We start from the raw sequence: 20,811 nt of genomic DNA on the forward strand, positions 1-20,811 counted from the left end.
AAAACGCAGTCGGAATCTGTTCTTAGAACTCTCCAGCTGCGTTTTTTCTTTGGTTTTTATTCTTTTTGCGGTTTTAGAATGTGATCATAGAAATAGCTCAACTCGAGTATTAGTTCGTCGCGAACTTTAATGCATTTGTCACGAATTTCGTCGTGTGATTTTGAATTTTTATACGGACTGCGAAATCCCAGGTGCATCTTGCGTTTGTACCTGATCGAAGGAATTTTAAGCTCCTCTAATGTGCCTTCGCCGACCGTGATCAGGTAATCAAATTCATGATTTAAGAATTCTTCAGAACGTTTGGGAACACTGGGCTGCAGATCGATTCCAATTTCCTTCATCACTTCTATGGCAATCGGGCTAACATGATCTACCGGATCCAGACCTGCTGAATAAATTTCAAGATTTTCGTCGAGATTTTTCAGAATTGCTTCAGCCATTTGGCTTCGACAAGAGTTTCGGTTACTTAAGAAAAATACACTTATCCCATGAGCAGAAAATTTGCAGTTATTTGATTAAAGTCTGCTAACAATATACTGAAAATGATGCAAATATATTATGCTTTACGTCTTGAGATAGAGTCAATTGTGAATGTTATTGAGCAGAAAGTATTCTGTTTTTTTGATGATGTTTAATTGAAGTACTTCTGTGAATTTCATCCAAACAACGGATTTTGATTTTGCATCAACACTTAAATTCCTTTGTCTGATCTGTAATTGCGGAGGTTATTTTCGGAATTAGGTTGAGCATCAGCGTCAGGAGATGTGTTGTGCCGTGAAAGAGAAAATTACGCATTAGAGAGAGCTGATTTTGCTCAAAATCGTTAGAAATGAAGGATTTAATGATGAAAAAAGGAAACAAAAAATGAAGACATATTGCTGTATGTCAACTATTTAATAGTTGACAAATTTTTATTTCCGTTCAAAAATTGAGTATTAATTGGCTTTTGTCTATTTTCGTAGAGCAATGTATCATGTACGCTGCCGTATGGAAAGCAAAAAAATCGTATAAATGGAACCTAAAGATCTAAAAAACTCAGAAGAGTTAAGAAGTCCGGAAAAAGAGGACCTTAAGAAAGTTCAGGAGGATGTTGTGTCGGAAGAAGCAGAGATCGCTGAAACTGAAGAATCACAAGAAACAATAGCCGCCGAAGTTGAAGAACCTGCTGCAAATGCCGAGAAAGAAGCCGATCAAGCTGAGGTTGTAAGCCCCGAAAATGAAGCGGAAGAAAAAGTTGTTGCTGAAGATGAAGTTGTTGAAGAAACAGCTGAACCGGAAGCAAATGCTGAAGAGACCGAAACCAAAGAAGCTGAAGTCGAAGCTTCTGAGCCAGAAGAAACGGGAAAAGAGGCAGAGGTAGTTGCTGTTTCGGAAGCCGAAGTTGTTGAACCAGCAATAAAGGAAAAGCCGGCAGCCGAGGTTAAGTCCGAAAAAACCCAGGAAAAGGAGAAAATAGATTATTCCACTTATACGCAAATTGAATTGGTAAATGCTTTGCGTGATGTTTTGGAAGAAAAAGAAACACGCGACATCAGAGCAGAGGTCGAAGCGATTAAAGCAAGTTTCTATAAAAACATAAAAGACAATGAAGAAGAGGCTCTTAAGGTGTTCATTGAAGAGGGTGGGGCAGAAGAGGAATTTGTGGCCGAAGAAGATCCATACGAAAACGATATCAAAGACTTGCTAAAAGATTATCGGCAGATAAGGATTGAACAAAACAAGCAACTGGAACAAGAGAAAGAAGAAAATCTCAGAAAAAAATACGAGGTTATTGAAAAGATAAAAGGTCTGATCAATAACGAAGAGTCAATAAATAAAACGTTCAACGAATTCAGAGAATTGCAGCAGGAATGGCGCGAGATCGGTCTGGTGCCGCAATCTGAAATGAAAAATCTTTGGGATACTTATCATTTCCATGTTGAAAATTTTTACGATTACATCAAAATAAATCGTGAATTACGTGACCTGGATTTAAAAAAGAACCTTGAAGCAAAGATCAAAATATGTGAGAGAGCAGAGGAATTATTGCTCGATCCTTCCATAATTAAAGCATTCAATACGCTTCAAAAATATCACGAACAATGGCGCGAAATCGGACCGGTTCCGAGAGAGCAAAAAGACGATATCTGGGAGCGTTTTAAAGCAGCAACATCAAAAATCAACAAAAAGCACCAGGAGTTTTTTGAAGATCGCAAAGAAGAACAGAAAAATAACCTGGATGCCAAAACTGCGCTTTGCGAAAAGGTGGAAGAAATTCTTGAAAAGGGAGTTGAAACACACAAAGAATGGGACGATCTGTCAAAAGAACTTATTGAGCTTCAGAAAGTTTGGAGAACAATTGGCTTTGCTCCCAGAAAAGACAACAACCGAATTTACGAACGATTCCGCACGGCATGCGATAAATTCTTCGATGCTAAACGCGATTTTTATTCGAAAAACAAGGAAGAACAGCAAAATAATCTTCAGTTAAAAATCGATTTGTGTGTTCAGGCAGAAGCGCTGAAAGATAGCACCGATTGGAAAAAGACAACGCAGGATTTTATCAATATCCAGAAAAAGTGGAAAGAAATTGGGCCGGTACCCAGAAAACAATCCGACGTGATCTGGAAACGTTTCAGAACAGCCTGCGATTATTTCTTCGATAAAAAATCAGTTCATTTTTCCGACGTTGACAGCGAACAGATTGACAACCTAAAAGAAAAAGAACAGATCATAGAAGAAATAAAGGCATTTAAGTCGTCTAATGATGTGGAACAAAATTTAAAGCAATTAAAACAGTTTCAGCGCCGTTGGTCAGAAGTTGGTCATGTTCCGTTCAAAAAGAAAGATGAATTACAGTCGACATTCAGGGAATTGATCAACAAATTGTATGATGTTTTGAATATCGACGAAGAAAAAAGGAATATGTTGAAGTTCAGAACTAAGATGAGTACATATTCAGAGTCGTCGAGAGGTCAGAATAAAATGCGTTTTGAACGTGATAAATATATGACGAAGTTGAAACAACTCGAAAATGATTTGGTTTTACTGGACAACAATATTGGTTTCTTTGCAAAATCGAAAAATGCAGAATCCTTAATTAAGGATGTGAAAAAGAAAATTGAAGTGACCAAACAAAAGATCGAATTCCTGAAAGAAAAGATTAGAGTAATCGACGATATCGAAGATAACGAATAGATAGAAAGCCGGCTTAAACGCCGGCTTTTTTTTGATCGCTCAGAATTTAATATTTGATGAAGGATCGTAGATCTGTCCAGATATTAAATTCTCAACGACTTTAGCATTTTATAAGTATACAAGCAAAGATCATTAGCGAAGTGACATTGATTTCCTGAAAAGACTATTACCGGAACTTAGGTATAAGCTTTTTCTTCCGAGTATCTGATTTTATGCAAACCATCTGTCGGCTGACGGATAGATGTAAACATGCCGGGTATTCCAAAATTTAATATCAATATATTTGTCCTATAATTTATATTATGTTAAATAAAATAGATATATAAAAATATGTGCTTTTTGAGTTGAATCATATTCTCTTCTTCTTTGCTTTAAAAGAAAAAAGTTTAATTTTGCAGACGATTATTTGAACGGTATAATTCAATAATCATTTCGGGATGTAGCGCAGTCCGGTAGCGTACGTCGTTCGGGACGACGGGGTCGCAGGTTCAAATCCTGTCATCCCGACCTTAAAAAAGGCCGATGAGTTTTCAATTCACCGGCCTTTTAATTTGTCAAAAATTTTAAAGGCTTTTTCAATTTTGGCTACTGATTACGGATCAATCCATCAAGTCAATAATCACACGATGACTCGAACTTTGTGCAGCATGTTCCAGTGCCAGATCTACATTATTAAGGTTAAAACACCTGTCGTCAAACAGTTTTTCCAACGGATATTTCTGATGGGTTTGCTTTAGTATTTCAATTGCCGATGCAAGGTCTTCCGGGGTGTAGTTGTGTATTCCCTTGATCTGTAGTAGTTTTCTAACAATTTTCTCGGGATTTACCTCCACATTATCAACCGGAAAAACTGAGCCGACCAGAATAATACTGGCTCCTGTTCCTGCATATTCAAAGGCATTTTTTACCATTTCATTGCTGCCGGTCATCTCAAAAATAATGTCTACAGGTTCGTTCTGAAGAAACTCAGAAACGCCTGTCTTAACTGAAGTTTCCTGCAGGCTTTCGCTGATGCATAAATCTGCACCAAACTCCTTTGTCAAGTCGAGTCTTTTTTGATCTTTTTCGCACACCAATATCTTTGCGGCATCCAATTCCCGACAGACCATAACTGCCAATATTCCAAGCATTCCGGCGCCGGTAATTAAAACGTTTTTGCCCTCAATAGTTCCGGCACTTCGTATTGCAGCCATTACGGTTGCCCAGGAGCAATTTAGTCCGGCTAAGAGTCTTTGATCGATGTCTGCAGGCAATTTAAACGTTGCGGTGCCCGGATACAAATGAGTATGAGACGAAAAACCGCCGGTAAGCTGAAAGTGTTCGTCCAGTTTTTCATGACCGTACTTTTTCAAGAGCCTGCATTTTTGCGGTATTCCCCGTTTACAGTACGAACATTCTCCGCACGATGCCATTATGGTCCAAGTAATTAAGTCTCCCGTATTTAATCTTTGTCCGGTAAAATCCAACACACATTTATCCGGAAGGTCAACAATCTTCCCAACAATTTCGTGTCCTAAAATAGTCGGCACCGGTCCGGGGCGGGTTCCTGAAAATGTATGAAGGTCGCTCTTGCATATAGAGCATGTCAGGTTTTTTACCAGGATTTCGCCCTCTCCCAGCTTTGGCAGTTCTATTTCACGGCAGTCAAGGGTATTTCTTATACCCGAAAAGACCCAGGCAGTAGCTTTTTCCGACATTTATACCAGGTATTTTTTTAGTTCCACGATCGAGTCCAGCAAACCGTCGTTGTCGTATTTTGCGAGTTGATCATAACTATGCGTACCATAAGTTACTCCAAGCGACAGATAGCAATTGGCATTTCTGCCGGCTTGTAAATCGGAAGGCGTATCCCCTATCTTTACAACTCTTTTGGGATCGCTGACTCCAAAAACTTCCATTGCTTTGTTGATCATAGCCGGCGAAGGACGTCCGCTTGCTACCTGATCGCTCGATACAGAAAGGTCGATAATCGAATTGCTGTTTCCTTTGTAATTTTCATCCAACTCTTTGTCCCATCCCAATCGTTGCAGGATAATGTCCGTTACTTTTCGGTAAAACCCTGTAGTCAACACAATCTTTACATCTTCCTTTTTTAGATAGCTAAAAATTTCTTTGGCTCCTTCAACGGGTGAAACCGACTGAGTTAAGTAATTGTTTTCAAGAATTACTTTGAATTCGGCGTAAGAATGATCAGTTTTGTATTGAATTTCAGCGTCCTCTGCATTGGGGAGATTCTTTTTCCAAAGCGTTTCGAAAACCAATCGTTTCGACCAGCCCATCATCGCAATAATTTCTTCAGTAGTGTATTTTAGTCCGGTTTTTTGGGCGGCCAGAACAAAGCATCTTTCTACTTCATTATCGTCTTTCACGGTAGTTCCGGCCATATCGAATACCACCATTTTTATTTGGTCCATACTTAGTTTATTATACTGTTTATTTATTCTTACTTATTTTGAAATCAGCAAATATTTACGACGTTGATGTTCAGGATTTGCCCCAGTTTCTCAATTTTTTCAGCAATATGCCCAACACCAATGGCACAATGATGGGCAGGCCCTTGTTTTGACCACTGATTGATAAAGGTTTTAGCACTAATGGGGAATTTGTAACGGCTGTTGGTATTGCCGATTTGCAGTGTCGGCCCTTCTACCGATTCGCCCTGAGCCACAAGCAGAAAAACAGTGTCTTTTCCTTCCACAACCGAGAGTAAGGTTACCGGTCCGTGTTTTACTGTCATTTGGATAGAAAGACCTTTCCCGGGTTTGCCATGATATACCGAAAGCGGCACCAGGTTTACCTCTCCTTCGGCAATCGCAAAGTGCGCCGGGCCGTCGTGGCCGAGATAAACCACGTCATCCCTGAAATCCATTAAATAAAATTCCGAAAAAGAACCTCCGGCACCAAATTCATCCATAATCTTCATAGCCTGAGCATTTTTAACTTCATACTCGCCGGCTACCGGTATGTTTTTGCCTGTTAAGAGCGTGTTTCCGGCAATTACGGAAGTGATAATGTCTTCGTATTCATTCCCCGGTTCGCCTTCATAATAATAAGCTAATGTGCCCAGTTTATGGTTTTGAACCAACTTGTCGAGCGCAATGGAAGTACGCGCAGCACGTTCAATTTCCTTTTGATCACACTCGGGGGTAACATTAAACGCAGCATTAAATTCACCGATTTTGGCCTGCATTTCGTCTGCAGTTACCTGATCCCTGTATTTTTTTAGCTCGCACATTTCCAAAATTTCGAAGTGCGTTCCAAAAGTGGCGCTTTGCCTGGTTAAATCGGTATAAACATCGAGCATACCACCGTAGTAATGTCCGAGAATTCCCAGCCTGGAGTTTCGTAATGAAGCAGCTACACGTGCCGCATCGGTCCAGTTTTCAATTTCAGTCCAGGCTTGTTTATCCTCCAAAAAACCGGTCACAAAATCGTATTTTATTCCGGAACGGTTAAAAACACTGGCAATTTCGGGGACAGAACACGCCTGGCAATGTTCCAACCAAACACCAGTCATTTTTCCCGGGTCGCCCAATTGATTAAATGCATTGTAATCAAGTTGCTGAACCGGCTGAAGATTTAAGATGATTACCGGAACTTTTACCTTTTGCGCCACAGGCAAAACCGTTGACGACAATGCATAAGTAGAAACATAAAGAAATATGATCTCTACATCCTGAGATTTCAGCAAATCTGCAGCTTCATGCGATTTTTCAGGTTTGTCGATCATCCCGGCATCAACCACCTCTACCCCGTATTCTTCAATCCGGTGTTTTATTTGGTCCTGATAGGCTTTCAGTTTTTCGAGCAGGCCTTCAAATTGCGGCCAATAGGTATCAAGGCCAATCCCAAAGAGCCCCACTTTTGTCTTATTTTTCATCTGGTTTAGTTATGTTAGATTAGTTTACTTTCAGTTCGATTTTTGAGACTGCAATTTTACCGGCTCCCCGGCATTGTTCCTCTTACGATTTCTTTTCGTAATACTTTTCCGGTTTCCCGGTCAAACCTGTCGGGAGTAAGATTTTCAGGAGTTGTATCTCCGGTTTCTTTCATCCAGGTATGTAATAAATTACGTAACTCGGTGAGTTGAACTTGGTACTTTTCCACAGAGGCTACGTTTAACAATTGGTCCTTTTCGAGCGACAGATCGAATAACTCTTCTGCTGGACGAGGTGTTAAAAATACATCGGCCTGAGCTGCGCTGAGTTTTCCTGCATCCCGTAATTCATTTAACGCATTTTGTGTCGGTGAATTTTTGGAGTCGGCCGGACCACAGTTGGTAAGATTGGGCCTTGCATTCCAGAGGTACAGGAAATCTTTTGTGCGTACCATTCGTTCATAAGCTTCATAATCGTGCCAGTTGTGTTCCGAAAATACGTACTTTCTGGTTTCTGCCTTAACCGATTTTAATATGGGCACGAAACTTACGCCCTGGTAGTCGTCAGGTTGTTTAATTTCAGCCAGTTCCAGGATAGTGGAAGCAACATCAATCGAACTGATCAGGCTTTGGGTTCGAACGCCCTTCTTCTTTAATCCATCGGGCCAGAATACGATAAAGGGAGTTTTCATGCCGCTGTCGTAAACGCGGGTTTTACACCGGGGAAATGGACGGCCATTGTCTGCCATAACGATAATCACAGTATTGTTGAGTGCTCCCTGTCGTTCCAGTTCTTCTCTCACTTTCCCGATATAATGGTCAAAACGAGCGATTTCGTTGTAATAAGAAGCCATATCCTGGCGTGTTTCTGGCGTGTCAGCAAAGTAAACCGGAACTTCCAGATTTGCCGGATCGTGTGTTATATGGAAAGTATCGGCTCCCCACGGGCGGTGCGCATCATGCGAGGCCAGCCAAAAGAAGAAAGGTTTGTCCTGGGGTCTGTCCTTCAAAAACGGAATCCAGTTTGCCTCTCCTCCATCGCCATTTTTATAGCCATTGTTATCGGTATAAATATCGAATGCCCGGTGTGCTGCTGCTCCCATGTGCCATTTTCCGGCGTGCGCGGTGTAATATCCGTTTTCTTTTAACAACAAAGGAAATGGAATTTCGGAGGCAGGTAATTCAGTGTGTAATTCGGCAGCTCTGTTCGAGTGCGGATATTTCCCTGAAATTATACTGCACCGGCTTGGACTGCAGGAACTTGCCGTAAGAAAAGCATTGTCGAAACGCAAGCCTTCGCGGGCAAGTTGATCGATATGCGGTGTTTTTACCTGGTGATTGCCATAGCATCCGAAATCGTCCCAACTAATATCATCGGCAATAATAAATACAACATTTGGTTTTTCTGACGCATTAGAACAGACGCTTGCTAATAAAAAAAACAGTGATAAGATCAACAACGACAGTGCATTACGCCTGTTGTGCTGAAGCAGTTTCAAGTTGATTGGTTTCATTCCATTATCTTTTTTTGATAACGGATTGAATATAAAACTAATACACCAGATTCAGAAATTTTACCAGTCCTAAAACATCTTCGCGAGTCGAAAACGGGTAGACACCGTTCATGTTCACTGTGTAGATATTGTGGTACAAGATACTTTCTTTTAAAGGGGTAGAATTTTCAATAAGCGTAATCGCTTCCTTAAATAATAATTCTCTTTTTTCCATAGATAATGATTTTCTCTACAATTAATCTTCCATCCATTCTTTGAACTCTGCTGCCTTTAAACGGCTAATGATGATCGGTTCGTCGAACGGATGGATAAGGCGTAAAATTAATTTGCCTCCAAAATGATTTTCAAATTTCCGGATGGCGTTAATATGAACAATTGTACTTCGGTTGGTTCTAAAAAATTGTGTCGGATCAAGCTGTTCTTCCAATTTCTCGATCGTTAAATTTACCACATGCTCTTTCCCGTTAAAGGTAACTGCATTGGTAACCCTGTTTTCGGTATAAAACCAGGCAATTTCGCTCACATCGAGTTTGAAATAAGAAGTCGCGCCGCTGATCAGAAAACGTGTGCGGTATTTTTTCTCCCCTCTTACTATAGCTTCCAGTACTTCCTTGTAATCGGGCTTGTTTTCACTGTTTTTGTTGTGGATTTTTATCAGGTTCTCAAACTTATCAATAGCCTGCTCCAGCTTTTCCAGTTTTATGGGTTTCAATAAATAATCGATGCTGTTTACCTGGAAAGCCCGCAGGGCATATTCGTCGTAAGCTGTTGTAAAAATGACCATACTTTCGACCTGTACTTTGTCGAATACCGAAAAACTGATCCCGTCAGTAAGCTGAATATCCATAAAAATCAGGTCGGGAGCAGGATTGGTTTCCAGCCAGGCAACCGTGCTTTTTACACTCTCGAGCCATTCCAAAATGTTCCAGTCGGGCCGCAATTTTTCTACCATTCCTTTTAATAAACGGTAGTTGTGCAACTCATCTTCAACAATAATTACTCTCATAAATCCGACCTTATTTCAACGGTTATAACAGTGGAACTTTTACTTCAAATCTTTCGTCGTCGTACTGAACCACGATTTCTTTTTCGGTCAGCATCTCATATCTTCTCACCAGGTTGCGCAGCCCTGTTTTTGTACTATATGAAGTGGTTCGCAGGTTCAGATTATTGGCAACAACCAGATAGCCCTCGCTTGCCACAACACTTATTTTCAAGGGCGTTTCCTTGCTGGTAATATTGTGCTTAATTGCATTTTCAATAAGTAATTGCCCGGTAAGCGGAGCGATTTCTTTGTCTAATTCTTCGCTTGAAATGTTGGCATCTAACATTAATCCTTCTCCTAGCCTTTCTTTGTGCAGTGCAAAATAGGCTTTCATAAAATCGAGTTCATCCTTAAGTTTCACCAGTTTTTTGTTTTTGCTTTGAAGCACGTAGCGGTAAACATCCGTAAAATTTTCGGTGAAATCTACCGCGATATCCGGATCGTAGATAATTAACGATTTAAGAACGCTCAGGTTATTAAACAGGAAATGAGGATTCAACTGGTCCTGTAGCGAATTATAGTCCATCTCCAGTTTTTCCAGTTTCATTTTTTCGATCACTTCCTGCGAGTTCAGCCATTTGCGGGTAATTCTTGTCATGGTAAGCGAATTGGCCACCATTTGCACAAATATCAGTCCCGCGGCCATACCCAGTATCACTCCCGACCGGGAGTTGTCTAGCACAAGTTTGGGCTCGATAACCGCCATAATTACCCGGTGTGCAACGATCAGGAAAAGGACACCTACTCCGACCTGCAAGAATAGCCTTAATTTAATTTTTTTCGGAACCGGAAGAAAACGTTCCAGAATATTGTCGAGGATAATTTGCGTTTCCACAGCCAGGTTAAATGCAACAATAACAACGATATAAATTATTGCCGGAATCTTCTTTTCCATATCCGGCGGCAACTTGGTAACATAGGCAATAAAATGAAGGATCAGGACCGAGATAATGCTGATAATTACGAACCTTCCGAAGATACTCGTGGGCTCATAACTTGGCAAACGCAGTGCCAGTTCCTGCTTTTTCTTACTATGTAGTTGCAAACATTTCATCCCTGTTCTGTCCGTTTAATTTCCTTCTTCCGGCATATATAAATTGCCGGTAACATTTTGCCAGCGGGTTTTCAGTACTTCAAAAGTAGCAACAGCCTGTGTTAACTGCGCTTTTGCCGCCGCCCAATTGGCCTGCGAACTGAGCAGTTCGGTGGTTGTGTTTAACCCTACATCGAAACTGGCACGCGTTTCATCCAGGCTTTCTTTGGCTTCCGATACGCTTTTCTCCGCAATTTTAATCGATTCGTAAGCTTCTTCCACCTGTACCTTCACCTGCATCACTTCAAGATTAATCAAATCATTTGTATGTTGCAAATCTGTTTCGGCCTGTTCAATTTTCAACTGGGCTGCCCGCATTTTCTGTTTTCCCTGCCCCCATTTAAAAATAGGAATGGAAACCTGCGCTGCTATAATGGGTTGAAAATCCACTTCTTCATACAAATCTCTCAACCAAAAGCTCGAGTACTGAACCGCTGCTCCAACTGTTGGCAGGTAGTCGGCACGCGTGATTTTTGCATTTAGTTCGCTTAGCTCTTTTTGTTTTTCCAGTATTTTGAGTTCATTTCTTTTAGCAGCTGCCTGATCCAGACCATCGTTGAAATTCATCAGTTGAACGCTTGCGTTTTCATTATAGCTAATTTGAATATCAGCATCCAGCGGTTGTCCCATTAGCTGATTTAAATACATCTTCGAAACTTTTAAACCATTCCGGGCCTTTAGCAGGTTTAATTCGGCTTCATTTTTCTGAACCGTTACTTTCAGCTTTTCGCTGGCGGGTTGCAAACCTACTTCGTACATGGCTTTCATCTGGTCTTCCAGCTCGCTTAGCATTTTATAATACTCTTCTGCAATTTTTATGTTTTCCTGAACGGTAGCTACCTGCCAGAAGGCTTTATCGGTTTCCACTACAATCTCTGAATATTTCATGTTCAAAGCCAGGTTAGCGATCTCAACACCGGCATCAGCCTGCTGATTGGCATAGTGTATTTTTCCTCCGGCATATATAGGTTGCGCCAGTTCAAAGCTGCTGTTGATCAGCGTAAGGCTTTTTAAGTCGATGGCAGTTCCGGGCTTCCAAACATCGCTGGTTCCCGAGTAATTTCCGTTTAGGGCATCTTCTTCACTGTCGGCAGTGGGAAGAAAATAGCCGGGCATGCTTATCGGATCCATCCCCGGACGGTGCATGAGCGAAGACGAAAAACCAAGCGATGGCAAATAGGCCGTTCTCGCCACTTGTTGATTAACCTGTGCTTCCTTATTTTGCAAGGCAGCAGTTTTCAGCTCTTTGTTGTATTCCACTGCCTGTTTTCGGCAGTCCTCCAATGTCATTGCCTCTTGTCCTGACACATTGCCGTACAACAGCGCCGAAACAAGTAATGCAAATGTTTTTATCGTGATTTTTATTGATCTCTTCATTTTCTTTTTACCTAAAGTTGATTCATCAAAACTTTCCGGATGACAATTTCCATTGTACTATTCCATGTTGGCAATTTCGGTTTGGCGTCCGTCGACACGATACAATACCGTGTACAAAACGGGAACAACTACCAGTGTAATTACCGATCCCACAGCCAAACCAAACATGATTACAATGGCCGTAGAATTAAACATCGGATCTACCACCAGCGGGGCCATACCCAAAATAGTAGTTAACGAAGCCATCATTACCGGGCGTAAACGCGACAGAGCGGCATCGATGGTTGCTTTAAGGCGATCTTTTCCTGCCTTAATGTTATGATTGATTTCATCGAGCAGTACCACTGCATTTTTGATCATCATTCCAATCAGTCCCAAAGCTCCGATGATTCCGGCAAATGTCATGTAGATGCCGGTGCTTACCAATCCCAGAACTATTCCAACAAATGCAAACGGAACAACCAGGAAGATGATAACAGGCTGTTTCAGGTTATTAAAAAGACCAATGATAATAATGGCCATTAATCCAACTGCCAAGGGCAAAAACATGAACAAAGCCGTATTTGCTTCACCTGAACGGGCTGTAGCTCCTTCCCAATTCATCGCATAGCCGTCGGGAAGTTCAATGGCTTCGATTTTATCCTGGAATTTGGCCTGTACTTCAGTTGCGGTATAACCGTCGGCTGCATCACACTGAGCTTTTATCGCACGCTGATTATTGAGTCGGTTGATCAGCTGATAATCCCAGGTAACTTTTAATGTATCCGCGATCTGCGACAGAGGAACACTGGAAGCACTTCTTTGTCCCCAAACCGGGATGTTCATCAATTGCTCCACATTGTCGCCAAGCTTTGAATCGGTTCGCAAAACAATCGGCAGCATTTTGTCTCCTTCGTAAACGGCTCCAATCGGCATTCCGTTGGTCGCAACAAGAATCGAATTCCCCATATCTGAACGTGTCAAACCCAGTGGCTGCGCTCGTTCTACCGAGTACTCAGGTACCACTTTCTTGGTTTGGTTTTTCCAGTTGTCGTTAACTTTAGTTGCGGTTGGTTCGTCGTAGAATATCTTTTTTGCCTGGTTAGCCAAATCCTTGAGCACTGCCGGATCAGGTCCGGTAAACTGCACTTCAATATCGGCATCGGCAAATGCGGCGCCGTATTCCTGCACTTTGAAAAATGCATCCGGGAAATTCTCGCTCAGGTAGGCTTCAATTTCGGGAATGATCTCTCCCACCCGTTCAGTATTATCCGTTTCAATGATCAGGTCGCCATAATTCGATCCACCTGTTTCCATATGACGCATGAGAAGGTAGCGTGCCGGCGGCCGTCCTACCGAAGATGTAACCGAGTGAACTCCGTCAATTGCCAGAATGTGCTTCTGAATTTGCTGAACATCTTTTTCAACAGCTTTTATATCTGAACCTTGTGGAAGATAATATTCGATAAAGAACTGATCGTAATCGATTTTCGACATAAAGTCGACTTTTACAAAGCGGAACGACCAGAATGCAAAAATCAGAATAGCAAACGATCCGGCGGTAAACAACAATTTATGGCGCACACCCCACTTCAAAAATCTGCCGAATATGCGGTACAACTTTGAGTCGTAGGCTTCGGCATGTTCGCCTTTCGGACGTTCTTTACGGTAAAAATATTTGGCATTGAAAGGTGTCTGAATCATCGCAAATACCCAACTCAGCGATAACGAAATGATCAACACCGTAAACAGTGAAGCCAGAAACTCACCTGCAGCATTTGGCGACATACGCAAGGGCAGGAACGCCAAAATTGCCACTGCCGTTGCTCCCAGAAGTGGCAGCGCCGTTTTCTTGGCCGTATTAACAAAAGCTTTGTTGCGGTCCATCCCGGCTTTCAGATCCACTAAAATACCATCGGCTACAACAATCGCGTTATCGACCAACATTCCCATGGCAAGAATAATGGCAGCCAAAGTTACACGGTGTAAAGGCAGGCCAATTCCCAACATCACAATCAGGGTTCCCAGGATGGTGAATACCAAACCACTGGAGATCAGTAGTCCTGAACGCAGTCCCATGGCAAACATCAGCACAACGATCACAATACCAACTGATATTACCAGGTTGAGCATAAAATCTTTTACGGCAGCATCCACGCGATCGGGCTGATAGTACACCTGGTTGATTTCAATTCCAGCAGGAAGTTCTTTCTGAAGTTCTGCTAATTTTTCATCAAGACGTTCGCCCAGTTTCACAACGTTGATGCCGGTTTCGTTCGATAGGCCGAGCGTTAATCCCGGTTTCTCGTTATAATACAAAGCTTCATTTTCCGGATCGAGGTACGATTTTTTAATGGTGGCGATATCGCCTAAACGAAAATTGCCTCCTCCGGGAACCTGGATCAGGAGATTCTCAATTTCTTCAAGACTGGAGATTTTCTGCCCCACTCCTACGCGGATTGATTCTTTTCCGCTGACAACTGACCCGGGATTAATAATGGCCGTCTCGTTTTGAATGGCAGCTGCAATAAACATGGGATTGACACTCAATCCCGCCAGTTGCTCGGGCGAAAAAACGATATCGATGGTTTGGGTATGTTCTCCAAAAATCTGAGAGCGACGAACACCATCCACTCCAAGTAATTCCCGTTCAATGTATTCGGTGTAGTTCACCAGTTCTTCATGCGTGTAGCCTTCAGCTGTGATGGCATACAGAATGCCGTAAACATCAGCAAAATCGTCGTTTACAATCGGATCCATTGCACCGGATGGCAAAGCCCCTTTTGCATCGTTCACTTTCCGGCGAAGATGATCCCAAAGCTGAGGTAGTTGTGGCGTTTTAACCGACGACTGAATATTAACGGTAATAAAGGATAAGCCCGGGCGGGAAACGGAAGTAATATCATCGATATTTTCCAGTTTCTGAATGGCTTTTTCAAGTACGTCGGTGACTTCGAGTTCTACTTCGTGAGCTGTAGCTCCCGGATACACAGTCACTACTGTGGCTGCTTTGATCGGAATTTCAGCGTCCTCGAGCTTTCCGATGTTATTGTAGGCTATTAAACCACCAACCAATACTGCAAACAGTATGGTTGAAATCATAGCCTTCTGATTAAGAAGTTTCTCCAACATTACAGCAGTCCTCCGATATTAGTTACTGAAGGTGCTTTCAGTGGTTTAACTTTTTGTCCTTCCACCAGGTAATGTACGCCGGCGGTTACTACCTGCTCTCCGTTGTTGAGGCCCGAAGAAACGTTTATACGGCCATTTGTACCGTCTAAAGTAACTTTTACTTCGCGTTTCTCGACTTTGCCCGATGAAGGATTGTAGATCCACACATACGTGCTGGTTTTTTCATGAAAAATTGCCGATTGGGCAACCGAAAGCTGGTTTTCTTCAGCCTGGCAATTAATGGTAACTTCGGCCGTCATTCCCGGTGCAACTTGTAAATCACTTTTGTTTACAAATGAAAACTTTACTTCGTACAGTCCATCCGATTTGGCTTTCTCGCCTACGCTCAACAGTTCAACCGGAAGCTGATTAACGCCGGCATTTGCAATGTTTACATAGCTTTCTTTGTCATTTTTTACGCGATTCACCTGGCTTTCAGAAACCGACACCACAACTTCCAAATGTGAATTGTCGATAATCGATACAATTGGCGTTCCGGCTCCAACAGTTTGGTAGTTCTCTACAAACTTCTCGAAGATATAACCCGAAAAAGGAGCTTTTAACTCCGTATCGCGTAACTGGTTTTGTGCATTTTCAAAAGCCGTTTGGGCCATCAGGTATCCCGACTTAATTTTCTCGAAAGTGTTTTCCGGAATTTTTTTCTGTTCCACCAACTGTTTGTAGCGGCTGTATTCTCCTTCAACCTGTTCTAACCGGGCTTTTGAGGTTTCGAGCTGAAGCTGATAATCACGCTTGTCGATTTCAGCAATTACTTGTCCCTCGCGCACAAAATCGCCTTGTTTTACTTTTAGGCTTGCTAAAGGACCACCCACACGGAAGGAAAGCGAGGTGAGGCTTTTTTCTTTGATCTTTCCGTTTAAGGTCATGGAGTTCTGAACTACTCCATTACTAACTGTTTCTACTTTTACATTTTTAATTGTTTCGGCCAGAGGCGCTTCTCCCGTTGAACTTTTACATCCGGTAAATGCAAGAGTTGCGGATACCATTACTAAGAAAATGCTTTTGAACTTCATGACTAAAGCTTTGTATGTTTCTGTTTTTAATCGCGCGAAACTAGAAAACATAGCTCAGGCCTGTTTTTAAAAGTGTGTCAACTGCTAAAATTGACGCATGAAATGCACGCGTTAATGCGAATGTTAACACACCATGGGAGTTAACCCAAATAATTCTTAAACTGTAATAGATAATTTACCGCCTATTTTAGATGATTTTGGCGGATATTTTGAGTTCTTATTGTCCGAACTGGTAGGCGATGGATACTTTCACGACCCTGTTTCTGGCAATTGTGCCATTTTCCCGATAGGCGGATATGTTGGCAAATCCAAGGTCGTACGATAAACCCAGTTCAACTTCTTCAACCTGAATACCGCCGGCAAAGGTCCATCCCCAGTCAAGCCGTCTCCAATCATCACTTTCACTGTTGCCCCATCTCACATCCTTCCTGTTGCAGACTTTTTCTCCCTGCGTTATGGTAGTGGTTTGTGACTGGCCGCTCACTCCGATCCCCAGATACGGGCCGGTTGCACCAAAAATCTTCTTGTCGTTGCCCCAGTCCCACCTGGTTTTCATCATAACCGGAATATCAATATAATACAACTTACTATCCGACGACGTTTGGGTATCCTCTTCGGCGAAATCGTATTTCATTCCTTTGTTGGATAGCAGAATTTCAGGAGCAATTGAAGCTTTTTCATTTAAAGCATATTCATACGTCAATCCAAAATGAATCCCCGAATTGGTTGAAAAGTTGTCGCTATACCTTTGATCGTTATCTTTTGCCAACATGGTGGCAAGGTTCAGTCCGCCTCTAATTCCTATGTTTTGAGCATCGGAAAATCCATAATGAAGGAATAAAGCGACGATGATCAGAAATCGAAAAGCGTTGTTCATAATGGTTAGCTGTTACGTTTTATCAACTTTATTGATTTTTATCCGTCGTTACGAAATCTTTGCCTTTAAGTTATCTCCCGCTTTACCATAAGCTGCTGGAAGTTACTATTCTGAACGCTACTTTGCAAGAATGAGAGGATATGTTTTCTTATTTCGTCGTCAAAATATCGAAAACTGACAGCGATAAAATTTGGGGAAACGTCGATAAAACCACTCCAAACTTCTATTTCATTTTCCAAAGGAAAGTATCTCCGGTAGCTTTCATCAAAAATTGATTGAAAAAGCTATGAGAGTACAAGCAATTATCTTAATTCTGATGATGAACCTGCCACTTGCTTTGGCAGCACAGAATTCGGAAACTAGTAAACAATGGAGTTTAACCGATTGCATCAATTATGCGCTGGATCAGAATATACAGGTACGGCAAAGTATATTGACCAATCTGTCGAACGAGGTAAGCAAAGAACAGGCTGTTGCCCAGAAACTTCCTTCGTTAAGCGCATCGGCCCGCCAGAATTTTAGCTGGGCGAAAAAAGACGATATCAACGGAGAAAGCAGTTTTGATGGCAACAACAGCACCAGTTACGGATTAAGTTCGAGCGTAACCCTTTACAACGGGCAACGGCTTAACAACCTGATCAAACAGGCTGAGCTTGATATGCAGACCGGAATTTTTAATTCGGAAACGATAAAAGAATCCATTTCGCTCAGTATCCTGAATGCCTTTTTGCAGGTTTTGTACGCCGATGAAAATGTTCAGAATGCAGAAAAACAACTGGAGGCAACTACTGAACAGCTCGGATTATCTGAAGCCCGGCTGGAATCCGGAATTATTTCGAGGTCCGACTATTTGCAGGTAAAATCGCAACTCGCCACTGAAAAGCTGAGTCTGGCCAACGCGAAAAGCCAGTTTGCTATTGCAAAAGTAAACCTGATGCAGTTAATGGAACTTCCGGTAGACGAAAACTTTGCGATAGCACGTCCGAAGTTAAAAGAAGATGTTAACGAAAACCTGGAGCCATCATCCACCGATGTTTATGCACTGGCGCTGGCAGTTAAACCGCAGGTTAGAAGTTCGGAATACCAGAAAGAAAGTGCTGCCTTAAACGAAAAGATTGCAAAGGCTGCTTTCTATCCAACCATTTCAGCCGATGCTGGTCTTTCAACAGGTTACAGTAATCAACTAAGTTCAGGCTATGCAAGCCAGATAAGCGATCAGATTATGCCAACAGTAGGTGTTTCGGTTGCCATCCCTATTTTTCAGAAAAAGCAGGTGAAATCAAGCGTTTCGCAGGCAAAAATCAATTACCAGAATGCAGAGTTGAACGAAATAAACACCAAAAACGAATTGCGCAAGAGTATCGAACAGGCCTGTCTGGATGTTACCACAGCGCAAATTGAATACGAAGCGAGTATGGAGCAGTACCAGTCTAACCTCGAATCGTATGCCGTAGCAGAAGAAAAATTTGACAACGGGCTAATCAATTCAGTGGATTTTCTTTTTGAAAAAACCAATTTGATCGTTGCTGAAAGTAGTCTGCTTCAGTCGAAATACAACCTGATTTTTAGCTATCGAATCCTTGACTTCTACAAAGGAAAGCCGATCACACTTTAAGTTGAAACAATTAAAACAAAATATCATGAAAAAGAAGATCATCATTATTGGCGGAGTTGCAATCGTTGCCCTGGCAACTGCATTTTTTCTGCTCAAGCCTAAAACTGTAGATGCGTCGAAAATAAAAATCGACACAGAAAAGGTGGCAATCGGTTCGGTGAGTAAAGCGGTTACCGCAACCGGAACACTCGAAGCCATTACTACGGTTGAAGTAGGTACACAGGTTTCAGGGATTATTGAAAACATTTACGTTGATTTTAATTCGTACGTGAAAAAAGGACAGCTTTTGGCGAAAATCGATACCACCAACCTGGTAGCTGCCTGCGATCAGAGCAAAGCAGCGCTTGACAATGCCGGGGCCGAACTCGATTATCAGCAAGCTACGTTTAACCGTGTGGCGCCGCTGAATGAGCGTAAACTCATTTCGTCGGCCGATTACGATCAAACGGTTTACAACCTCAACAAAGCAAAAGCAAGTTACAACAGCGCTTTGGCTCAGCACAAAAAGAATCTGATCAACCTTGATTATGCAATGATTTATTCGCCGATCGACGGAATTGTGCTGAACCGCGCCGTGGAAGAAGGACAGACCGTGGCTGCAAGTTTTAACACTCCTACCCTTTTTACCATTGCCAACGACCTGACTCAGATGCAGGTGGAAGCGGATGTGGATGAAGCCGATATTGGCCAGGTAAAAGAAGGTCAGCGTGTTGAATTTACCGTGGATGCCTATCCCGACAGAACCTTTGAAGGTGAAGTAGCAGAAGTCAGACTGGAGCCAACCGTTACCAACAACGTGGTCACCTATACCATCATTATCACGGCTCCAAACCCCGATTATAAGCTGATGCCGGGAATGACTGCCCAGACCGAAATATTTGTACAGGAACGGAAAGATGTGTTGGTAGTGGCCAGCAAAGCCTTGCGCTTTAATCCCGATCAAACGCTTTTGTTCAGTTACATGAGCGAACAGCCAAAACCGGAAGGCCCCGGTGGCGGCGAAATGCCGGCTCCTGAAATGAACGAAGCACAATCGGGCGGTTCGGTAATATGGATCAAAAAGGACAGTACCATTCATCCGGTTCCGGTTCAAACAGGAATGAACGACGATATCAATGTTGAAATACTAAGTGGATTGGAAGAGGGAGACGAAGTGGTGGTGGCCATGGAAGAAACAGGAAAAACCAAAACCACTCCAACAGTAGGTAGCAATCCGTTTATGCCCAAACCTCCCGGCCAAAGAAAATAACCCGGAACCGGTTTCAACATCATTTAAAGAAAAGAGAAAATGAAAAATGCAATTATAAAAGTATCGCAACTTAAAAAGGACTACCATGTAGGCGAAATGACCGTACATGCCTTGCGAGGGATCGATATGGAAATTTACGAGGGGGACTTCGCAGCCATTATGGGAACCAGTGGTTCGGGCAAATCAACGATGTTGAATGTTTTGGGGTGTCTCGATCAGCCAACCGGAGGACAATACATGCTGGATGGCGTTGACATGGGAAAACTCAATAAAAATCAACTGGCCGGATTAAGAAACAATAAACTCGGTTTTATTTTTCAGTCGTATAACCTGTTGCCTCGTACTACTGCGCTGGAAAATGTGGAGCTGCCTCTGTATTACAATTCCAAAGTAAAGGCAAAAGAACGCCGTGAACGTGCCATACATGCGCTGGAACAGGTGGGCCTGGCTGACCGCATGAATCACATGCCCAACCAGTTATCGGGAGGACAACAGCAACGTGTTGCCATTGCACGCTCGCTGGTGAACGATCCGGTCGTTATTCTGGCCGACGAAGCTACCGGAAACCTCGATACCCGCACCTCATACGAAATTATGGAGCTGTTTCAAAACCTGAATGATAAGGGAAAAACAATCGTGTTTGTAACCCACGAGGCTGATATTGCAAGATTTATGAAGCGAAACATCATATTTCGCGACGGAAGGATTCAACGGGAAATTCAGGTGACCGACCGTTTTAATGCGCGTAAATTAATCGATGCCTTACCTACCGAAGACGATTACCAATCCTAAAGAAAAAAAGT

Annotated in this window: 16 protein-coding genes and 1 tRNA gene; 5 read left to right on the forward strand and 12 right to left on the reverse strand. The window is 42.4% G+C overall.

Annotation, left to right across the window (positions count from 1 at the left end):
* Positions 1-56: 56 nt before the first annotated feature.
* Positions 57-485 carry a hypothetical protein gene (locus MR764_RS11885; protein ID WP_348773078.1) on the reverse strand — a complete coding sequence of 143 codons (429 nt, stop codon included), beginning with the start codon at positions 483-485 and terminating at the stop codon, positions 57-59.
* Between the two features lie 526 nt (positions 486-1,011).
* Between MR764_RS11885 and MR764_RS11890 the strand changes: the two genes are divergently transcribed.
* Entirely contained in the window at positions 1,012-3,177 is a 2,166-nt protein-coding gene (locus MR764_RS11890) for a DUF349 domain-containing protein (RefSeq protein ID WP_247979642.1), read from the forward strand.
* Between the two features lie 433 nt (positions 3,178-3,610).
* Positions 3,611-3,684, forward strand: a tRNA-Pro gene (locus MR764_RS11895).
* Between the two features lie 92 nt (positions 3,685-3,776).
* On the opposite strand, the gene MR764_RS11900 is transcribed toward MR764_RS11895, so the two are convergent.
* From MR764_RS11900 to MR764_RS11950, 11 genes are all read right to left on the reverse strand, one after another.
* Complete coding sequence (locus MR764_RS11900; RefSeq protein ID WP_247979643.1) at positions 3,777-4,874, reverse strand: zinc-binding dehydrogenase; 1,098 nt, start codon at positions 4,872-4,874, stop codon at positions 3,777-3,779.
* Positions 4,875-5,591 (reverse strand): HAD family hydrolase, encoded by a 717-nt coding sequence (locus MR764_RS11905; protein ID WP_247979644.1) that lies wholly within the window; start codon positions 5,589-5,591, stop codon positions 4,875-4,877.
* A gap of 44 nt (positions 5,592-5,635) precedes the next feature.
* On the reverse strand, positions 5,636-7,057 hold the full coding sequence (locus tag MR764_RS11910) for an L-fucose/L-arabinose isomerase family protein (protein ID WP_247979645.1): 1,422 nt from the start codon (positions 7,055-7,057) through the stop codon (positions 5,636-5,638).
* 56 nt (positions 7,058-7,113) lie between these two features.
* Entirely contained in the window at positions 7,114-8,568 is a 1,455-nt protein-coding gene (locus tag MR764_RS11915) for a sulfatase (RefSeq protein ID WP_247979646.1), read from the reverse strand.
* A gap of 37 nt (positions 8,569-8,605) precedes the next feature.
* Complete coding sequence (locus MR764_RS11920) at positions 8,606-8,782, reverse strand: hypothetical protein (RefSeq protein ID WP_247979647.1); 177 nt, start codon at positions 8,780-8,782, stop codon at positions 8,606-8,608.
* A 21-nt stretch (positions 8,783-8,803) separates the two neighbouring features.
* The gene (locus MR764_RS11925) at positions 8,804-9,574 is read right to left on the reverse strand and encodes a LytTR family DNA-binding domain-containing protein (RefSeq protein WP_247979648.1); all 771 of its coding nucleotides are present in this window, start codon (positions 9,572-9,574) and stop codon (positions 8,804-8,806) included.
* A gap of 22 nt (positions 9,575-9,596) precedes the next feature.
* Positions 9,597-10,658, reverse strand: a complete 1,062-nt coding sequence (locus MR764_RS11930) for a histidine kinase (RefSeq protein WP_247979649.1) — start codon at positions 10,656-10,658, stop codon at positions 9,597-9,599.
* A gap of 24 nt (positions 10,659-10,682) precedes the next feature.
* Positions 10,683-12,083 (reverse strand): TolC family protein, encoded by a 1,401-nt coding sequence (locus MR764_RS11935; RefSeq protein WP_247979650.1) that lies wholly within the window; start codon positions 12,081-12,083, stop codon positions 10,683-10,685.
* A 57-nt stretch (positions 12,084-12,140) separates the two neighbouring features.
* A complete protein-coding gene (locus tag MR764_RS11940) occupies positions 12,141-15,194 on the reverse strand; it encodes an efflux RND transporter permease subunit (RefSeq protein WP_282189213.1) in 3,054 nt (1,017 codons plus the stop codon).
* On the reverse strand, positions 15,194-16,267 hold the full coding sequence (locus MR764_RS11945; RefSeq protein ID WP_247979652.1) for an efflux RND transporter periplasmic adaptor subunit: 1,074 nt from the start codon (positions 16,265-16,267) through the stop codon (positions 15,194-15,196). The genes MR764_RS11940 and MR764_RS11945 overlap by 1 nt, the downstream gene beginning before the upstream one ends.
* Positions 16,268-16,484: 217 nt before the next feature.
* Positions 16,485-17,144: a porin family protein gene (locus tag MR764_RS11950; RefSeq protein WP_247979653.1), complete on the reverse strand. Its 660-nt coding sequence runs from the start codon at positions 17,142-17,144 to the stop codon at positions 16,485-16,487.
* 286 nt (positions 17,145-17,430) lie between these two features.
* On the opposite strand from MR764_RS11950, the gene MR764_RS11955 reads away from it, so the two are divergent.
* The 3 genes from MR764_RS11955 to MR764_RS11965 are packed head-to-tail and all read left to right on the forward strand — an operon-like array spanning position 17,431 to position 20,800.
* Positions 17,431-18,759, forward strand: a complete 1,329-nt coding sequence (locus MR764_RS11955; RefSeq protein ID WP_247979654.1) for a TolC family protein — start codon at positions 17,431-17,433, stop codon at positions 18,757-18,759.
* A 25-nt stretch (positions 18,760-18,784) separates the two neighbouring features.
* The gene (locus MR764_RS11960; protein ID WP_247979655.1) at positions 18,785-20,008 is read left to right on the forward strand and encodes an efflux RND transporter periplasmic adaptor subunit; all 1,224 of its coding nucleotides are present in this window, start codon (positions 18,785-18,787) and stop codon (positions 20,006-20,008) included.
* Positions 20,009-20,047: 39 nt separating this feature from the next.
* Entirely contained in the window at positions 20,048-20,800 is a 753-nt protein-coding gene (locus MR764_RS11965) for an ABC transporter ATP-binding protein (RefSeq protein ID WP_282189214.1), read from the forward strand.
* Positions 20,801-20,811 lie beyond the last annotated feature (11 nt).

It is taken from the genome of Maribellus sp. YY47 (assembly GCF_023111095.1).
Lineage (GTDB): Bacteria > Bacteroidota > Bacteroidia > Bacteroidales > Prolixibacteraceae > Draconibacterium.